This window comes from Bacteroidia bacterium (assembly GCA_020852255.1).
Lineage (GTDB): Bacteria > Bacteroidota > Bacteroidia > JADZBD01 > JADZBD01 > JADZBD01.
Genome location: JADZBD010000016.1, coordinates 93,943 through 112,280, shown reverse-complemented (window position 1 = coordinate 112,280; position 18,338 = coordinate 93,943). Strand labels below are relative to the sequence as shown.

Here is an 18,338-nt window from a genome sequence, read left to right as displayed (position 1 = left end):
AATGGCGAAGCACAAATCATACTATCAAAAACCTGAAATGATTTTCACTTTGGGCGCATTGCGTGAAGGCGATGTGCCTGAAGTGAAACTTCGCCTTAACAGGTCTTCAAGAAGGAAACACTTTGGAAAAATTGGAGATTCAAAAGATGTTGCAGAATTTATCCGTAAAGTTTACAAACGCGGAGAGATTGAATTGCAGGAACAGTTTGTTGTTCTATACCTGAACAGAGCCAACGACATTATCGGTTACTATCGTCATGCGGTGGGAGGCATCACCGGAACAGTTGCCGATGTACGGATAATACTTGCTGCTGCATTGAAAAGTGCAAGCACATCAATAATTATTGCCCATAACCATCCAAGCGGAAATCTGAGACCGAGCGAGCAGGATATTTTGCTCACAAGGAAGATAAAAGAAAGTGCCGCAACGATGGATATTTCAGTTCTTGACCATATCATTATTACCAAAGACGGTTATTATTCATTTGCAGACGAGGGATTACTCGGTATTGAAGAAATATTTTCGGATGCCGAACTTGGATTTGTTGTAAAGGATAAATTAAAACCTCACTTGAATAAAGTAATTCAGGGGAACGCACTTGATACACTAAAAGACTTCCCTGATAACAGTATTGATTGTGTTATCACTTCACCTCCCTATTGGCAACTGCGCGATTATGGTTGGAAGGGACAATGGGGATTGGAAAAAACATTTGAGGAGTACCTTCAAAATCTTTGGGCGTTGATGGATGAGATTCAACGGGTATTAAAGCCCAAAGGAACAGTTTGGATAAATCTTGGCGACACCTACGGAACTCAATCGGGAACAGGTCGGGGAACGCAATATGTGAGTAAAAGCACCAAGCATCATGTAGAAAATGGTGCAACGCTGATAAAAGGAAACGCACCGCATAAAAGTCAGCTCCTTATTCCTCATCGTTTCGCCATCGGTTGCATGGAGCGCGGATGGATTGTTCGCAACGATATTATTTTGGCAAAGAAAAACTCCATGCCTGAAAGCGTGAAAGACCGTTTTTCCAAAAAACATGAATTTGTTTTTCTCATGGTAAAGAGCAAAGAGTATTTCTTTGACCTTGACAGCGTGCGTGAACCGCACAAAGCAGCATCCCTTGAAAGAACCACACGCGGTTGGAACGGACACAGAGAAAAAGGAAGTTCTTATGAAAACATGGACATCAAAAAGATGTGCCATGAGGACGGAAAAAACCCCGGAGACATCGCAGATTTTTGGGTTGTAAATAATAAAGGAGGAAAGGATAAGCACTATGCCAAGTACAGTTCGGATATGCTTACTAAACCCATCCTTGCAGGTTGCCCCAAAGGAGGAGTGGTACTGGACCCGTTCTGTGGAACAGGAAGCACAGGTGTACGCGCCATAGAGCTTGGAAGAAAATTTATCGGGATTGATGGCAAGAAAGAGTATTGCGGAATCGCGGAAAAGAAATTGAAAGATATTTCTCTGAACGGAACAGGACCCTTAACCACAATTCCAAAATGGAAATTTGTGGGCAGGATTGAAGATGATTTGCAGAAGAAAATTTCTCATACAAAACGCTCTATTGAAAAACTTGCGACCACCTTCGGTATTCACGACAAGAACTTGGTTAAGGAGCTTACGGAACTTGCTATTGTTCGCAGGGCAAGAGTTCTTGCTCATGCACAAGGAGCAGTACGCGAGAGGTACGCTTCCATAGTGGAGTTATACAAGAACCAGGTCAATCTATCTCATAGAACAAGTCAGAGTATTCTATTACAGCAATACTCAACACCTGCGCCCATAGGATTTCTTGCAGGAATATTTGTTGGAGCGGACAAAGGCATTTCCGTATTTGAGCCAAGCGCAGGAAACGGACTTTTGACTATTGCAGGTATTCAACAAAACATTATTGTAAACGAACTTGATAATACACGCAGAGAAAATTTGCAAACGCAGGGATTCAAACAAGTGTTGAGCCGGGATGCAACTAAACCATTTCCTGAGTTCTATCAAAAAATGAATGCGGTCATCACCAACCCTCCTTTCGGAACATTAGATACGGAGATTATGTTTGATACTTTCCCTATCAAAACGCTTGATCATCTGATGGCGTTGCGTGCGCTTGATTGCATGAAGCACAACGGAAAAGCAGCTATCATCATTGGCGGGCATACGCAATGGGACGAGAAAGGAAGGATTCAGGCAGGAAAGAACAGGATATTTTTCAATTACCTGTATAGCCGATACAATGTAGTTGATGTAATAAACATTGACGGCAGTTTGTATTCCCGTCAGGGAACTTCTTTTGATGTCAGATTGATTCTAATTGACGGAAGAAAACAAAATCCGCAGGGAGCCGCACCCATAAAGAATAGGGAACTGTCAAATGCCGTAAAAACATTTGACGCATTATACGAAAGAGTGATTGACGCTATTGACAATAGCGGAAAAGCAGAACTCCAAAGATTCAATTCGCTTAAACAAAAATATACTGATGTAATTCTTTTGCTAAGTACCGGGAGCTTCTATGAAACCTTTGGAGAGGATGCGATTAAAACATCAAAAATTCTCGGAACAATATTAGCACATCGCAAAGGAGTACCTGTAACTGGTTTTCCAATCCATTCACTTGACACTTATCTGCCACGATTGGTGCGGAGCGGAAACAAGGTTGCCGTTGCCGATGAACTACCTAATCCAAAAGAAATGAAACAAAATATCTCTCAATTAGAAAAGGAAGCTATGGAATTACAAAGACAACTTGGCTTTTTTGAGCTTGGTTCACCCTACATTCCTGCTTCAGCAGCGTGTGTTGTACTCAATACCCAGGTTCCCGATTCAATGAGCTTTGAAACGCAAAAAGCACTTGACCTGATTCGGGATGAAGTGGGCGGAGACATTGACGAGTTTGTTCGCCACCGCCTGAACTTCCGTAGCAAAACGGAACTGTGCAAATCTCTTTCGGCAGAACAGATTGATGCAGTCGCTATGGCTATTTACAATATTGAAGCTCGTGGACAGGGAATGATTATAGGCGACCAAACAGGTATCGGAAAAGGACGAGTTGCTGCTTCCATGATTCGCTATGGAGTTCAACAGGGATTGAAACCTATTTTCATAACTGAGAAAGCCAACCTCTTTTCGGATATATACAGGGATTTAGCTGCTATTGGTTCAGCCCATCTTGTACCCTTCATTGTAAATGGGCGCGAATCAAAGACCGACATAAAAGACGAGGACGGCAATATTGTTTATCAGGCTTTGCCTGCTAACGAACAGCAGAGAATTTTTGAAGGAAGAAAAGTTCCTGCGAAATTTCATTTCGTAGTTGGAACTTATTCGCAATTCAATTCTCCTGAGAAGAAACCTGAAAAGCCAAATTTCCTTCGTGAAATCGCACAGGGGAACATTATCATTATGGATGAGGCACACAACTCAAGCGGTTCATCCAACACGGGCGAATTCATGCAGTCCGTTGTTGCTGATACAAAGGGTGTGGTTTTCCTTTCTGCAACCTTCGCCAAACGCCCGGACAATATGCCAATCTATGCTATGAAAACGGCTATCTCAGATGCGAACATGACTAAGGATGAATTGGTCGAAGCCATTATTCGTGGAGGGGTTGCTTTGCAGGAAGTTTTATCGAGCCAGCTCGTAGCCGAAGGGCAAATGCTCAGGCGCGAGCGTTCATTTGAGGGTGTTGAAGTAAACTATATCACGCTCGACCAAAAAGAACAGGAACATAAAGCAGTTGCAGATAATATCACCGAAATTCTCAGAGACATTATCGGCTTTCAGAAAAACTTCGTGGACAAGCAGGTGGAAGACCTTGATAAGATAGCAGCAGCAGAGGGAAAAGAAGTTGAACTGCGCGAAGGTACATCACAGGCAGGTGTAGATAATCAACCGTACTTCTCAAAGGTGTTTAATGTGATTAACCAAATGCTTTTCTCCATAAAGGCTGAGGCGGTTGCAGAACGAGCCATAGCAAGATTGAAGGAAGGCAAGAAACCTGTAATCGCTTTCGCTTCCACGATGGGAAGTTTTATAGAGCAAATGGAAAATGACAAAGGTGTTCTTGTTGCAGATGGTGATGTTATCAATGCCGACTTTACCGAAGTCCTGAAGCGTGGACTGGAAGGAATTCTGCGCTATACCGAGAAGGATGTGGACGGCAATTCTATTTCAAAGAAATTTGAGATTTCGGATTTGTCCGTTGAAGCACAGGCAGAATACAGGCGCATCATGGAAAAAGTAAAAACTGCTTCAACAGGAATAACTATTTCTCCTATTGACATTGTGATAAAGAAAATTCAGGACGCGGGATATTCCGTTGCAGAGGTAACAGGAAGAAAATATGAATTGCAAATCAACCCGAAAACAAACAAGGGATTGATATTGCAGAGAAAGCGCATCAATACCAATGATGCATTTCGCCAATTCAACAATAACGAAGTGGATGTATTGATGATAAATCAATCAGGAAGCACAGGAGCATCTGCTCACGCCATTCCTACTGCAAAAGTTCCTGCCTCACAGGTAAAACAAAGAGCGATGATTGTATTGCAGGCAGAACTTGACATCAATACTGAGGTTCAGAAAAGAGGCAGAATAAATCGCACAGGGCAAATATTAAAACCTATTTACGATTATGTGAATTCGGCAATACCGGCAGAGAAGCGTTTGATGATGATGCTTCAGAAAAAACTGAAGTCCCTCGATGCAAACACGACCTCCAATCAAAAACAAAGCACCAAGATTTTAGATGTACCCGATTTTCTCAACAAGTACGGAGATAAAATCGTGAAAGAATATTTGATTGAAAATCCCGAAGTGAACGAACTGCTTAACGACCCCCTCCATTTGAAAACTACAAAGGGAGACGACAAAGAAACGGTGGAGGATGCCGCACATAAGGTTTCGGGCCGTGTGGCAGTTCTCTCAACCAAAATGCAACAGGACTTCTACAATGAGATTTCCGAGCGGTATAATGATTTCACGGAATACCTCAAGCAAATCGGTGATTATGACTTGGAGGTGGAAGCAATGGACTTACAGGCAGAGCGCATTAACTGGAACATTATCAAAATGGGCAAAGGCGGGGACAGCACATTCGGGGACGACAGCATATTGGAAGCCGTGAAAGCGAATGTTCTCAAGAAACCTTTCTCTAAGAATGAACTTGACAATCTTTTGAAGGAATCTCTCTCAGGGAAGGATGCTATTGCTTTGCAAGCAGGACTGCAAAGCGAATATGAACTTTTTGTTGCAAAGCGATTAGAGGAGGAAACCAAAGAGGTCAATGAGAAATACGATGAGCTGATTAAGGAAGTTCCAAATGAAAAGAAAATCCTTAAACTGAAAAGCGAGAAAGAAAAACTGAATGCAATTAAGGAGCGTGAACAGGAATTAGATACTGCAAGGCACGCTCAGTTGGAACAGACACAAACTTCTTTTAATAATCGCTCTCAATACCTGAAAAGGATTTTCAAGTATTTCCATATTGGAAAACGACTGAACTATCCTGTGCAATCATACAGCGAAGGGCAGGAATTGGTATTAGCTACCTTCTTGGGATTCATCATTGACAAGAAAAAGAAAAATCCGTATGCGCCAAGCGCAATGAAACTACGCTTCGCTATTGCTAACAGCAATAAATACATTGCTATTCCTGCAAGCTATTCCGATGACATCACCGCAATAATGGGAGCAAGTACGGGCTTACCTGAAACAGAAAGAGTAGAATTACTGAATGAATGGGAATCAGCAATTAAGTCAAATATTATTGATAGGAAAACGCGGCATATTATCACCGGGAATCTGTTACAGGCTTTCAGCGACTTCAAAGGGAAGCTCGTTAGTTACACAACGCTTGACGGAGAAACCAAAAAAGGAATCCTCATGCCTGACAACTGGATTCCTGCTGAACACATCGGAGATAAAGTGGTTGTTCCCATCGGCAAGGCAATCACTATCGTAAAATCGCTTGCCAACGGAGCAGCAATCTATACGAACAATGACATAGGCATTTTTCGTCAGGGTGAAGGTTACAAAGTGATTGTGCCATCATCAAGAGCAAAAGGCGGTGAGATATATCTCGACAAGGACATCCTTGAATTAGTGGATGGAAAGAATTTTGAAAAGGTGTCGGATAAAATGGTTGCCACATTTCCATTCAAACAGATTGAACCTTTCGTGGAGATACTTCAAAGCAAATTCAGCTCTGCCGTTACATTAACCAACTTCCAGTTTGATATGATTAAAGATGAAAAGCACAAACGCAGTTCGTCAAGAAAGAAAATCGAATTACCTCCCAAGCAGGATGAAAGCGAGCTTCTGAAAATATATGAACTGGAAGCGGAGGCATTGGCACTTGAACTCGAATTATTAGCAGCATAAATAAAACACTTACCATGATAAACGCAGACAACTATTTCAGCAAAGTAAGCTCACTTGATTTTTCATCCCTTCCTGCACCCTTGCAGAAGGGGCATGAATTTGTGAACAAGGTTACACAGAATGGCTCCGACTGGAACTCTTACCATTCCAGTCCCACTATTCAGAAAGTGGTTAACGAATACTTTCAAAAAATATCAGAACATATCCCTTCCAAAACGGAAAAAACTGAAAAGGAAGAAAAGGTAGTTCCGCCCAAGAAAGAAAAACACGAAACTCCAAAAAAGGAACCCGCCCACAAAGAGCATAAAGCCCCTGCGGAAACGCAGAAAGAAGCAGAGGACGATGTAGAGCTTGTTGAGCGCATCCCGGAGGAACTGCGGTTTATGAGGCGTTACATCAATCTCAATGGGAAAAAGAAAACGAAAGAGGAACTGCTTCGCTTTATCAACGGACTGCAAAGAGCCATCCTTGAGCGCAGGATAAGAAAGGATTCATCCTGGGCGAAGCAAATTGTCTATATGCAGGATAATTTGTTGAAGGTTTACAATGGAATGAAAGGGCGCTCAGTTGAAGTTGAAGTATCTCCTAAAACTTTGCGTGAGTTCAAAAAGGAAATTGATAGTGAGAAAATCTATATGTCGGTTCAGTTGATTAAGCGATATGTGAACCTGCATGGTAAAATCGGTGTCAAGGAAAAAGCGGAGAAGCTCTTTAACCAAATGACAAAAGCAGTAAAGAAAAATAAAATCAATAAGGATGATAAATACGCAAAGAAACTGAATGAGGTTTGGCTTTCACTCCGCGCTTTTATTGATGATAAGAAAGTGAAAACGCTTCCCATGAATACTGCCGAGTTGAATGGGCTACTTGGTTTCTTGGGAGAGCACGGAAAGAATAAAAAGCTATATGATACACGCGAAAAGAAATTGAAAACCATAAAAAGGAAAGGCAACATCATAACCTTCAAAAAGAAATTCTATCCGAAAGGCACGGCAAATCAGGGTTACACTCAAATCTTGGTAGCAGGAATAAGAAGGGAGAAGTCAGGAGCCATCAAAATTGAAGGGCAATGGTATGATTCGGATTGGTACAAGAGCGAAAATGAATTGATTGATGCAATAAATTGGGAATGGATGGAAAGTGTACATACTGGTGATGACCTTATGGATGGATGTAACTGCGAACTAAGCGGAACAGATGAAACATCGCAGAACGAAAATAAAATTATGAGCAGCCTTGAATTTGCGGACATGACTTTTAATTCAATCGGTTTCACAGGGAAATGGCGCGACCTAATCGGGGATCCTGCACCGGGCTTTACAGCAATGGTTTTCGGTAAGCCCAAAATGGGCAAGTCCTACCTCTGCGTGGAGTTTGCCGGATATCTTGCCCGTAGTCATGGTAAAGTATTGTATGTAGCCCGTGAAGAAGGATTAGACAAAACCTTGCAAATAAAATTGAACGATAAAAATGTGAAGCATGAAAATCTTTTTGTGAGCGATTACCTGCCTGAAGATTTGTCGGAATATGATTTTATTTTTCTTGACAGCGTGAACAAACTCGGTCTTGGACCAGGTGATTTGGACGCGCTTCGCAAAACATACAAGGGCAAATCATTCATCTTCGTTTTCCAAACGACTAAGGAAGGAAATTTCAGAGGCAAGAATGAATTTCAGCACGATGTTGATGTCGTAATTGAAATTCCTCAGAAGGGAAAAGCAGTCCAGTTCGGCAGGTACAATCAAGGCGGAGAGATGAACATTTTTGAGCAGTAAAAATCAAATTTTGCCAATTCAGAAAGGCTCCGTACATTTGTAATACATTGATAGTCAATGTAGTAAGTAAATGAAACGGAGCTTTTTGAATTGGCGACAAGAACCGGAGAACATGAAAGAAAAAGGGAAAATAATTCAGCTAAGAAAATCAGAAGGAATCAATCCTAAAAAAGAGCCGTTGACTGTATCAAAGTTGAAGGAGTTAATGGGCAACAAGGAAATGTCGGATGATGAAGCACAGGAAATAATATTTGCGATTGAAGCATTAGCGAACATCATCGTACAATTTCAGTTGGAACAGGAATTACTTGAAAAGGAAAATTCAGAACACAATATAAAGCAAGCAGCATGAACACAGAAGTACAATCAATCCTAAGCCATAAGTTTGGCAGGAAAAGTAAAACTGGAATGAAGAAGGTGGATTCACGAATGGTGATTAAATACACGCGGGTATCAGGAAAAAAACAATTTGACACCAACGAATCCATCGAGAACCAAAACAAAACAATCGAAGAATTCGCAAAGCGATTCGGATTACAAATCGTAGCAGGATTTGGCGCAACTTACGAGAGCGCGAAAACCGATGAACGAAAGGAGTTTCAGCGAATGATAGAATTTTGCAAACGAAGCAAAGGGAAAATCAGCACCATCCTCGTTTACAAAATGACGAGGTTCAGCAGAACAGGTGGTAAAGCCATTTCAATCGCTGATGACCTCAGAAATAAATACGGCATTCACATCATTGCTGTAACAGAGCCGATTGATACCTCCAACAGCAACGGAGTTTTGTTTCAGGAAATGCAACTCATCTTTGCTAAATGGGATAATGTACAACGCCAACAGGTAACGCATGATGGATTGAAAAGAAAATATGAGCAGGGGGAATGGTGTATTCCTGCTCCGATTGGTTACGATACAATCAAAGTAAATGGGGAGCGAAAAATTATCCTGAATGATTACGGAAAGAAATTAAGAAAGGCGTGGGAGTGGAAGTTGGAAGGATACAAGAACGAGGAAATAATTTTGATGCTTGAAAAGATTGGAATTAAAACCTACAAGCAACGCATTTACAAAATATTCAAGAATCCTTTTTATTGTGGACTGATTGCTCACGGAATTTTAGATGGAAAAGTTGTGGAGGGCAAACATGAGCCGATGGTGAGCAAAGAAGTCTTCTTCAAGATTAACGACATCCGAATCGCTTCCCCTAAATACGGAGTGCCCCACAAAAGAGAAAACGAAGGAGTGCCTTTGAAGGTATTCCTTAAATGTGCTGAATGTTCCGAGCCGCTAACTGGTTACATCGTAAAGAAAAAGAATCTCTTTTACTACAAGTGCAGGACTGTTGGATGTAAGTGTAACAAGAGCGCGAAAGAAATGCACAACTTGTTCTTGGAAGAACTTGGCAAGTATCAGGTAAATGAACCCGTTATAGAGCCGATTGTTTGGAAACTGGAGCATGACTATTACGAGACGAATAAAGACAACACGGAGAAGGAGGCGAGGTTTAAGAGCCTTTTAACTGAGCTTGACAACAACACGCATGGACTGGAAGAAAAATACTTTGTAAAAGAGGAAATGACGCGGGAAGTGTTTGACCGATTAATGAACAAATTGATTGGCGAGCGAGACCTAATAATGAAGGAACTGGCAAAAGTTGGGGTTACCATTTCGAACCTCACAGAAAAGCTCAAGCAAGCAGTAAACTTCTGCCTGAATCTCACCTCATTATGGGCAAAAAGTGGTATAAACTTAAGGGAAAAACTTCAGAAACTTGTCTTCCCTGAAGGGTTATCGTATGATAAGAATATACAGGCATTTCGAACCGCAAAAGTAAATTCCATATTCGCTGAAATCGCTCGATTATCAAGCAGTTTGGGGGAAGTAGAAAAGGGACTTCCCCCTTTTTTATGGGTGAAGTCCCTTTTTGCGGAGAGGGGGGGATTCGAACCCCCGGTACGCTTTTGGGCGTACGACGGTTTAGCAAACCGTTGGTTTCAGCCACTCACCCACCTCTCCGAAACAAAAATTCATCCCGAACACGGGTACCAATTCAGTTGGTTTCAGCCCTGTCTGACTATCGCCAGACAGGCAGGCACTCACCCACCTCTCCGAAACAAAAATTCATCCCGAACACGGGTACCAATTCAGTTGGTTTCAGCCCTGTCTGACTGTCGCCAGACAGGCAGGCACTCACCCACCTCCACCACATGCTAAAGCACTTCGCTACCAGCACAATACATCCTCACAGGGGTGTGCAAAATTAGCAATTAAGTGGCACCGGCAAAACAATTTTAATCACCGGAACATGTTAAGGTTGATACCTTTACAATGGTGGAGCGATTCCTCGATATCCTGCGCCGGCATTTTCGTACCTGGGCCATTGCCTGCTTGATTTTTTATGGCTTGTTTCTGGTCGTATCGGTAGGGTATATTATTACCCATCTCAAATTCAATTACGAAATGGAAAGCTTCTTTCCTGAAGGGGAAGAAGAGCTTGACTATTATCTGGAACACCTGGGTCTGTTTGAGTCTGATCATGATATTCTGTTGGTTGGGTTAACCAATAAAGGCGGCTTATATGACACCACTTTTCTCTCGAAGGTTAACTTCTTTCATGACCGGCTCAAAACCCGGACCGATGTCGTAAAGATTTTTTCCCCGGTCAGAACCGTTAAATACAGAATGCGCAATGGCGTTCCCTCCGCGATTCCTTTTTTTCATCCCGGGAACGTGACTAAACTACTGGAGGACAGTATCCGGATAGCGTCCACATCTCATCCGGTGAAAAACCTTCTGGATGTTGAAGGCGGCACACTTTGCATGGTCATCAAAACCCGGCCGCACATGGGACTCGACAGTACAAAGGTGTTGTGCAGCGAAGTGGAAGAGGAACTGAATAAAATCGGGTTCGATGAATACCGTTTGGCCGGACGTACCAGGGCCCAGGTATATATCATTACAAGTATGCAGAAGGAATTCTTCCTGCTTGCGGGCATCACCATCCTGGTGGTCGCCACTTTTCTTTTTCTGACATTCCGGAACAGGAATGGTATTGTTTTTCCTGTCATCACCGTGTTGCTGGGATTGGTGGGAACATTGGATTTTGCCCTGCTATTCTCTGACGGGATCGATATTTTCTCCATTATAATACCCACCGTATTGTTTGTGGTTGGCGTTTCGGACAGTGTGCATATTCTGAATAATTACTACGGGGAGATCGGAAAGGGTACAGAAAAGACGGAAGCGCTGATCCGAACGATCCGCGATATCAGTTTCTCTACACTGCTCACCGCTGTTACCAGTGCCGTTGGCTTTATCACACTGGTGACGATCACGATCAAGCCCATTGCGTGGTTCGGTATCAATGCGGCCTTTGGGATTATGCTTGTATATTTCATCTCGTTCACATTCCTGATTCCTGTTCTATACTTTTTGAAGCCGTTTGCCATACCTCCTTCGGATGAGCTTGTCAAGCCTTCCGTACTGAGCCGGCTATACAATTGGGTAGGAAGACGGGGGACACATCTTGCAGTGTTGTTTTTAATCACGCTGATACCCGTGGGGTATGGTGTTTCCCGTATTCAGGCCAATTCCTATTTTACTGAAGAACTGAGAGAAGGAGATCCGTATAAGGAAGATTTCGGCTACTTCGATAAACATCTTGGAGGAGTGAGGCCATTTGAGATGTCGGTAAAGATCACAAAACCGGGTGGGAGTGTTTTTGACGCAGATATACAAAAACAGATTGAGAAGGTATCATCCTACCTCCGTAAGGTATATGGGGTGGGAGGAATCAGTGATCCTTCCCAGCCCGTGAAAGCCGTGCATCAGATGTTACAAAATGGGGCAGAAGATGCTTTTTGTCTTCCCCCGGACTCTCTCTTCCCATCTGTACAGGCACATCTGATTTCTTTGCTTGATCGTCCTGAATTCCGTGCGCTCGTAACGGAGGATATGAAGAACGGAAGAATTGCAGGGAGGCTCTCCGACCTGGGAGCGATAGAGGTAAAAAAGCGAAATGAAGCGTTGTATGAATTTATAAGCCAGCATTGTGATCCATCTCAGGTCCGGTTTCGGGTCACCGGAATAAGTACGGTACTCGACAGTAATAATAACTTTCTGACAAGGAATCTGATGGAAGGGTTAATCTATGAACTGCTCACCATAGGACTGCTAATGGCTTTTTTGTTCCGCTCACTCCGCATGATGATCATTTCATTACTCCCGAATCTCTTCCCATTGGTTTTTATCGGAGGTTTACTGGGTTGGCTGGAGATCAATCTGAATCTCAGTAGTTCCATCATTTTTAATATTGCTTTTGGGATAACAGTTGATGATACGATACACCTGCTCAGCGGGTATAAACTCTACCTTCGGAAAGGCTTTGAAAAAAAAGAGGCCATCCGGTTATCCTTCCTGCACAGCGGAAAGGCGGTTACAATGACGAGTTTTATTCTGTTCGGAGGTTTTGCCGTGCTGCTGCTTTCCGGTTTCAACGGAATATTTCACACGGGCTTACTGGTAGGGGCTACCCTGATCGTTGCACTCTTATCCGATCTGCTGTTACTGCCGAATTTAGTCAAGTGGATGCACCGTTAACGGATGGGATAATTTTCAGAGAAAATTCTCCAGGTCTCCTCCGCCTGCTGTTGAAGCATACTAAGACCATTCATGGTAAGTGCCTTTTTTTCCCGGCCTCGTTTTAAGAATAATGTTTCGGGCGGATTATAGATCAGGTCATAAAGGAAATGATCTGACCCTACTGCATCGCTCCAGTTTTCAGGAAGCGGAGGTTCTTCGTTAACGTTGGGATACATTCCCGCCGGTGTGCAGTGAATGATCAGTTTACACATCCGGATTGTTTCGGGAGCGAGGGATTCGTAACTCAGGCAGCCGGGCATCGAGGAGCGGCTGACACATTTATAGGAAATACCCAGTTGCTTAAGTACGTACTGTACCGACTTAGAAGCCCCGCCTGTTCCCAGGATCAGTGCCGGCTGATGCCGGGATTCAAGAAATGGTTTCAGCGATTGCCGAAACCCGAAAACGTCTGTATTATATCCTGCCAGCCGGATTCCGTTCGACGAACGGATAACGCGCACGGTATTCACAGCTCCTGTTTCTTTTGCTTCTCCATGGATCTCGTCCAGCAGGGGAATAATTTTTTCCTTGTAGGGAATGGTCACGTTAAAGCCTTCCAGGGAACTTTCCTTAAGTAAAAGGGCGGGAAGATCAGCGATGTTTTGCAGGGGATAGGCCGTATACACGGTATTTTGAATACGTTCCCGTTTAAACTTTTCCGCGAAATACGATGGCGAGAAGGTGTGGGAGAGCGGAAAGCCTATGAGACCAAACGTTCTCATGCTTTTTTCATTCGGGAGCGAATCCAGGCAATGAAAATCGGCGCTACAGAAACCAGAATAATGCCGAGTACAACTTTTTCGAAGTGTTCTTTTACAAAGGGAATACTGCCGAGATAATATCCAGCCAGGGTAAGCCCGGTTACCCAAAGTACACCTCCCAGCAGACAGAAGATGATATAACGACTGTAATTCATCGTGCCCACGCCGGCCACAAAAGGGGCGAAAGTGCGTACAATGGGAACGAAGCGGGCCATAATAATGGTTTTACCGCCATGCTTCTCGTAGAATTTTTCAGTTTTATGCAGGTATTCCTTTTTCAGTATTTTCTTCAGTCCTCGCATTTCAAACAACCTGATCCCGATGAATTTCCCTATGAAATAATTGGTGTTATCGCCCGCGATGGCGGAGAGGATCAATAAAGGAATCAGGATCCATACGTTGAGTATATTATTTTGTGCCGTCAGCATACCTGCAGCGAACAGAAGGGAATCGCCCGGTAGGAATGGCGTAGCAACCAGTCCGGTTTCACAGAAAATGATCAAGCACAGGATGAAGTAGGTAGTGGTTTTATATTCCTGCATGATCAGATCCAGCTTCTGGTCGAGATGCAGAAAAAAATCCAGGAATTCTTTGAGGAGTTCCAAAAAGTATGGCTTCAGTATTTGGTAATGCTGCTATCGACCTGGTCAGCCCAGGCAATAATTCCACCCTTCAGATTATAGAGGTTGGTGTAACCATGTTGTGTTTCCAGCGCCTGTACTACTGCCCCCGAGCGTGCGCCGGAACGGCAGTGAATCACCACTTTTATGTTTTTCGGAATGCGATCCAGGTTGTTCATCACATCTCCCATCGGGATGTGTGTGCCGCCAATCTCGCAGATTTCCAGTTCGTGTGCTTCACGAACATCAATGAGGACGTGTTCCTCGTTTCCGTCTCGAATTGTTTTCAGCTCAGCTACTGTGATCTCTTTCATATCCTTGGGTCATGATCGGGATACGAAAATAGCAAATAATACGGTAAGCTGTTCAATCCTTAGGTTTCAGCTCCTTAGGCAGGAAATGAAAAAAGGTGTCGCCGCGAAGCCCAAGGCGGAGTGTTTCCACCGGAATAACGTCATCATAGGCAATATTACCCAGATTAACATTGCTTCCAAAGTGTTTAATGAACCAGATTTGCTGATTTTTCTGGGGTGTTTCCCAAATAATATTTTCCGCTTTAACCTTGGCGGTGATTTTGTTGATGAGAACCCAGTGCGTGGACCCATCGCGATGAAAGATTCCCACATTCCCGCCTTCCCTGGCTTCGGCAATTACCTTCCAGCTGCCTGCTTCCAGTTCGGTTTTCATCATCGTAGTCCATTTACCTGGGTGGATGATCATTCCCTCTTCTTTGGAGCCGACCTCCGAAAGTACCGTACGGTTTTTAGAAAGGATCCGGATGAACTCACACTTCTGCTCATGAGGAATATTGATAGATCCGTCGCTCACCTCAGCTGCTTCCAGTTTCAACCGGTCAAGCAACCGCTGATACTCATCGAACTGTCCTCGGATCACATACGCTTCAAATAAGGTGCCGCCAAGATAAACTTTCAGACCCGCGTCATGATAGAGTTTTATCTTTTCCGCGAGATTTTTGGTAAGGAAGGAAGTGCCGAATCCCAGTTTCACGAGATCCACAAGATCAGCTGAGCTCTCTATGAAACTTTCCGCCTGACGCAGGCTCGCTCCCTTGTCCATCACCATCGTAACACCCTCTTTACGGGGTTTAACGGATCGTTTGGGAATGTTCTTTAACTTAAAATCAATCATTTTATTTCCGATGCGATTCAATCACTTCAAGTACCGCGGAGTTTTCACGCAGTTGGGGAAAGTATTCAAAAAGTTCAGCGTGTTTATCGTAATCCAGGGACAAGCCGTTTTGCAGGAATTTCATTCCTTCCTGTCGCTCCCCCAGATTCATAAGGCAGGCCGCCATCCGGTACTGCAGTTCAGCATTATCGGGATGATGTTTAATTCCTTCAGACAGAATACCGATGGCATCTTCATCCATTTTTTGTTCAAACATCAGATCAGCATAATCCATCCACACCTCCGTGTTTTCAGGATCTAAATCTATCACCTTCTTGAATGCTCCTTCCGCTTCTTCCTGAAATCCAAGCCGCATTTGTACTTCCCCGAAAATGTGCCAGTAATCTCCCACTTGCGGAGAAAGATGGATGGCTTTTTTCATATAGTGAATCCCCTCCTGAAGCCGGCCTAACTGATCAAGTACAACGCCCATTCCCATCCAGGCGTCCGGCAGGTCCGGATCCAGTGTGGTTGCCTTTTTATAATGAATAAGGGCTTGCTGGTAGTCTTCTTTTTTCTCGTAGCACTCGCCCAGATAATAGTAGGTGAGTACTTCAGGATTCTCACGTTCCAGTACCTCTTTATAAACCCTGATCGCATCGTCGTAGTGACTCAGGTTGGCTAATGAATTGGCTTTGTTGAAATAGGCACTTGAAAAATTTTCATCAATAGCAATGGCATACTCGTATGCATCAATGGCCTTCTCAAAGAGACCGAGCCGCGCATAAGAAACACCCAGGCAAAACCATGCTACCTGACTATAGGGATGTTCGTCGGTAAATGCGATAAAGTACTTTACTGCATCTTCAGAGCGCTCTGACGTATCAAAGCAGTAGGATATCTCATAGAGAGCCGTATCGGATGAAGGCTCCCTGGTCAGGGATTTCTTCAGGTAGAAAATGGCATCGGCGTAGGAGCCGAGGGATTCAAACTCATAGGCGATATACAGGAATACTTCTGCGATATCATCGGAGGATATCTTGGCCGCTTCTTTATAGCATTGGATGGCCTGATCCGAAAGCCCCATCTGGCTGTAAATTCCGCCTTTGGTTAGGAGCAGTTCGTGAGAATGGCCTTCCATCATTTCCACCTTCCCAATCAGGTTCAGTGCCTCCTGAGTTCGGTTCTGCAGTGAGAGTAATTGGGCCTTCTTTATATTGAATGCCTGGGAGAACGGGAACTGTTTCAGCCCTAAGTCAATGGCTTTCATCGCCTTAGGGGGATCATTCTGCTCAAAATAATACTCTATGATTTCCTCGTAATCCTGTGATTCAAAGTAATATAGCACACCGGAGCCCAGCATCGCTTCAAAACGCTGAATAAGTTCCGGTTTATTATGATGAGGGGTCGCATTTCCTTCCTTCATGTGCACTCTTTTGCTTAACAAAGTTAACAATAAATGATACGGAACCCGGTCACACTCATTTTTTTAGGAACACTTTATTGTTAAAAAAACCGAACGCATTCCAACTTTCTACTCTCTATATTTGTCTCCCTCAAAAAGGAGCAGTGACACTTATTAAATCGATTTCGGGAATTCGTGGTACCATCGGAGGCAAAGCCGGAGAAGGCCTTTCCCCCGTTGATATTGTACGTTTTGCCGCGGCCTATGGTTCCTGGCTCAAAAAGAATACCAAAGCAAAAAAAATCAGGGTAGTGCTTGGAAGGGATGCCCGGATTTCAGGACCAATGGTTTCAGCCCTCGTCGTTCACACGCTCAGCGGGATGGGAATTGATGTCATAGACCTGGGGCTTTCTACCACTCCAACCGTAGAGCTGGCTGTGCCGGCTGAAAAGGCGGAGGGGGGGATTATTATTACCGCCTCTCACAATCCAAGACAGTGGAATGCCCTCAAACTACTTAATAAATCCGGGGAATTTATTTCGGAAAAGGAGGGGAATGACCTCCTGAAGATCGCGGAGAAGGGAGATTTCGACTTTGCGGAACTGCAGTCGCTGGGAAAGATCAGCAACGACAGTGAGTGGATAGACAAGCATATCGGCATGATCACTTCTCTGAAGCTGGTGGATATCAAGGCGATTAAGGAAAAAAAATTCAGAATTGTGGTGGACGCTGTGAATTCCACCGGCGGCATCGCGGTGCCCCGCCTGCTCAAAGCACTGGGAGTGGAGGATGTGCTGGTTCTGTTTGGTGAACCTACAGGTGATTTTGCTCATAACCCGGAACCCCTGCCTGAAAATCTCCGGGATATCAGCAAGGCAGTTGTAAAAAATAAGGCCCACCTAGGTATTGTGGTAGATCCTGACGTGGACCGGCTGGCGCTGGTCTGTGAGGATGGCGAGATGTTCGGCGAGGAGTACACCCTGGTGGCAGTAGCGGATTATGTTCTCACCAATTCCAAAAAGGCGGGGAATACGGTATCGAACCTGAGTTCCACACGTGCTCTCCGCGATGTTACCGAGAAGCACGGAGGCAGTTATTCAGCTTCTGCCGTAGGGGAGGTGAATGTAGTGGAGATGATGAAGGCTACGAATGCCGTGATCGGTGGAGAAGGCAACGGAGGAATCATTTACCCTGAACTGCATTATGGTCGTGATGCACTTGTCGGAATCGCCCTCTTTCTGTCCCAACTGGCGCGGTTCGGCAAAAGCATTTCCATGCTGCGTGCAACCTTTCCGGATTATCATATCTCCAAAAACAAGATCGAACTGACAAGTGATATTGATGTTGGAGAACTTGTAGAAGGGGTGAAGGAGAAGTACAAAAAGCAACCCATCAATACCGCTGATGGTGTAAAAATTGAGTTTGACAAGGAATGGGTTCATCTGCGACGAAGCAATACAGAACCTATTATCCGTATCTATTCCGAAAGCGCTTCGGAAACCACTGCCGATAATCTTGCCCGTAAAATAATGTCGGATATCCGGGAGCTGATCAAGCGGCAGAAAGTTGGCTGAGGGCCTAAAGTGTTTCTCAGCATAGTGTATCTTT

At 44.0% G+C, this 18,338-nt stretch carries 11 protein-coding genes, 1 tRNA gene and 1 pseudogene; 6 read left to right on the top strand and 7 right to left on the bottom strand.

The features are described 5' to 3' along the window. Positions 1 to 37: 37 nt before the first annotated feature. From IT233_09045 to IT233_09035, 3 genes are all read left to right on the top strand, one after another. Positions 38 to 6,397, top strand: a complete 6,360-nt coding sequence (locus IT233_09045) for a strawberry notch family protein (protein ID MCC7302775.1) — start codon at positions 38 to 40, stop codon at positions 6,395 to 6,397. 14 nt (positions 6,398 to 6,411) lie between these two features. Then, entirely contained in the window at positions 6,412 to 8,172 is a 1,761-nt protein-coding gene (locus tag IT233_09040; protein ID MCC7302774.1) for a hypothetical protein, read from the top strand. 112 nt (positions 8,173 to 8,284) lie between these two features. After that, positions 8,285 to 8,524, top strand: a complete 240-nt coding sequence (locus tag IT233_09035; GenBank protein ID MCC7302773.1) for a hypothetical protein — start codon at positions 8,285 to 8,287, stop codon at positions 8,522 to 8,524. 347 nt (positions 8,525 to 8,871) lie between these two features. Here the strand turns inward: IT233_09035 and IT233_09030 are convergent, their stop codons facing one another. Next, positions 8,872 to 9,024, bottom strand: coding sequence for a hypothetical protein (locus IT233_09030; protein ID MCC7302772.1), 153 nt, complete (start codon positions 9,022 to 9,024; stop codon positions 8,872 to 8,874). On the opposite strand from IT233_09030, the pseudogene IT233_09025 reads away from it, so the two are divergent. Continuing rightward, positions 8,971 to 9,366 (top strand): annotated as a pseudogene (locus IT233_09025) (recombinase family protein). The gene IT233_09030 and the pseudogene IT233_09025 sit on opposite strands and share 54 nt — an antisense overlap. Positions 9,367 to 10,102: 736 nt before the next feature. On the opposite strand, the gene IT233_09020 reads toward IT233_09025, so the two are convergent. Then, positions 10,103 to 10,191: transfer RNA gene (locus tag IT233_09020), tRNA-Ser, on the bottom strand. Between the two features lie 315 nt (positions 10,192 to 10,506). Between IT233_09020 and IT233_09015 the strand changes: the two genes are divergently transcribed. Next, complete coding sequence (locus IT233_09015) at positions 10,507 to 12,774, top strand: MMPL family transporter (protein ID MCC7302771.1); 2,268 nt, start codon at positions 10,507 to 10,509, stop codon at positions 12,772 to 12,774. On the opposite strand, the gene aroE is transcribed toward IT233_09015, so the two are convergent. From aroE to IT233_08990, 5 genes are read right to left on the bottom strand one after another with little or no spacing between them, the layout of a single operon-like run. Beyond that, complete coding sequence (aroE, locus tag IT233_09010) at positions 12,771 to 13,538, bottom strand: shikimate dehydrogenase (GenBank protein ID MCC7302770.1); 768 nt, start codon at positions 13,536 to 13,538, stop codon at positions 12,771 to 12,773. The genes IT233_09015 and aroE overlap by 4 nt on opposite strands. Beyond that, on the bottom strand, positions 13,535 to 14,182 hold the full coding sequence (locus IT233_09005) for a DedA family protein (GenBank protein MCC7302769.1): 648 nt from the start codon (positions 14,180 to 14,182) through the stop codon (positions 13,535 to 13,537). The genes aroE and IT233_09005 overlap by 4 nt, the downstream gene beginning before the upstream one ends. Positions 14,183 to 14,193: 11 nt before the next feature. Then, complete coding sequence (locus IT233_09000) at positions 14,194 to 14,511, bottom strand: rhodanese-like domain-containing protein (protein ID MCC7302768.1); 318 nt, start codon at positions 14,509 to 14,511, stop codon at positions 14,194 to 14,196. A 52-nt stretch (positions 14,512 to 14,563) separates the two neighbouring features. Next, positions 14,564 to 15,343, bottom strand: a complete 780-nt coding sequence (locus IT233_08995; protein MCC7302767.1) for a phosphosulfolactate synthase — start codon at positions 15,341 to 15,343, stop codon at positions 14,564 to 14,566. A 4-nt stretch (positions 15,344 to 15,347) separates the two neighbouring features. Further along, positions 15,348 to 16,751, bottom strand: coding sequence for a tetratricopeptide repeat protein (locus IT233_08990; protein MCC7302766.1), 1,404 nt, complete (start codon positions 16,749 to 16,751; stop codon positions 15,348 to 15,350). 143 nt (positions 16,752 to 16,894) lie between these two features. Here IT233_08990 and glmM point away from each other — a divergent pair, with 143 nt between their 5' ends. Further along, positions 16,895 to 18,304, top strand: a complete 1,410-nt coding sequence (glmM, locus tag IT233_08985) for a phosphoglucosamine mutase (GenBank protein ID MCC7302765.1) — start codon at positions 16,895 to 16,897, stop codon at positions 18,302 to 18,304. Positions 18,305 to 18,338 lie beyond the last annotated feature (34 nt).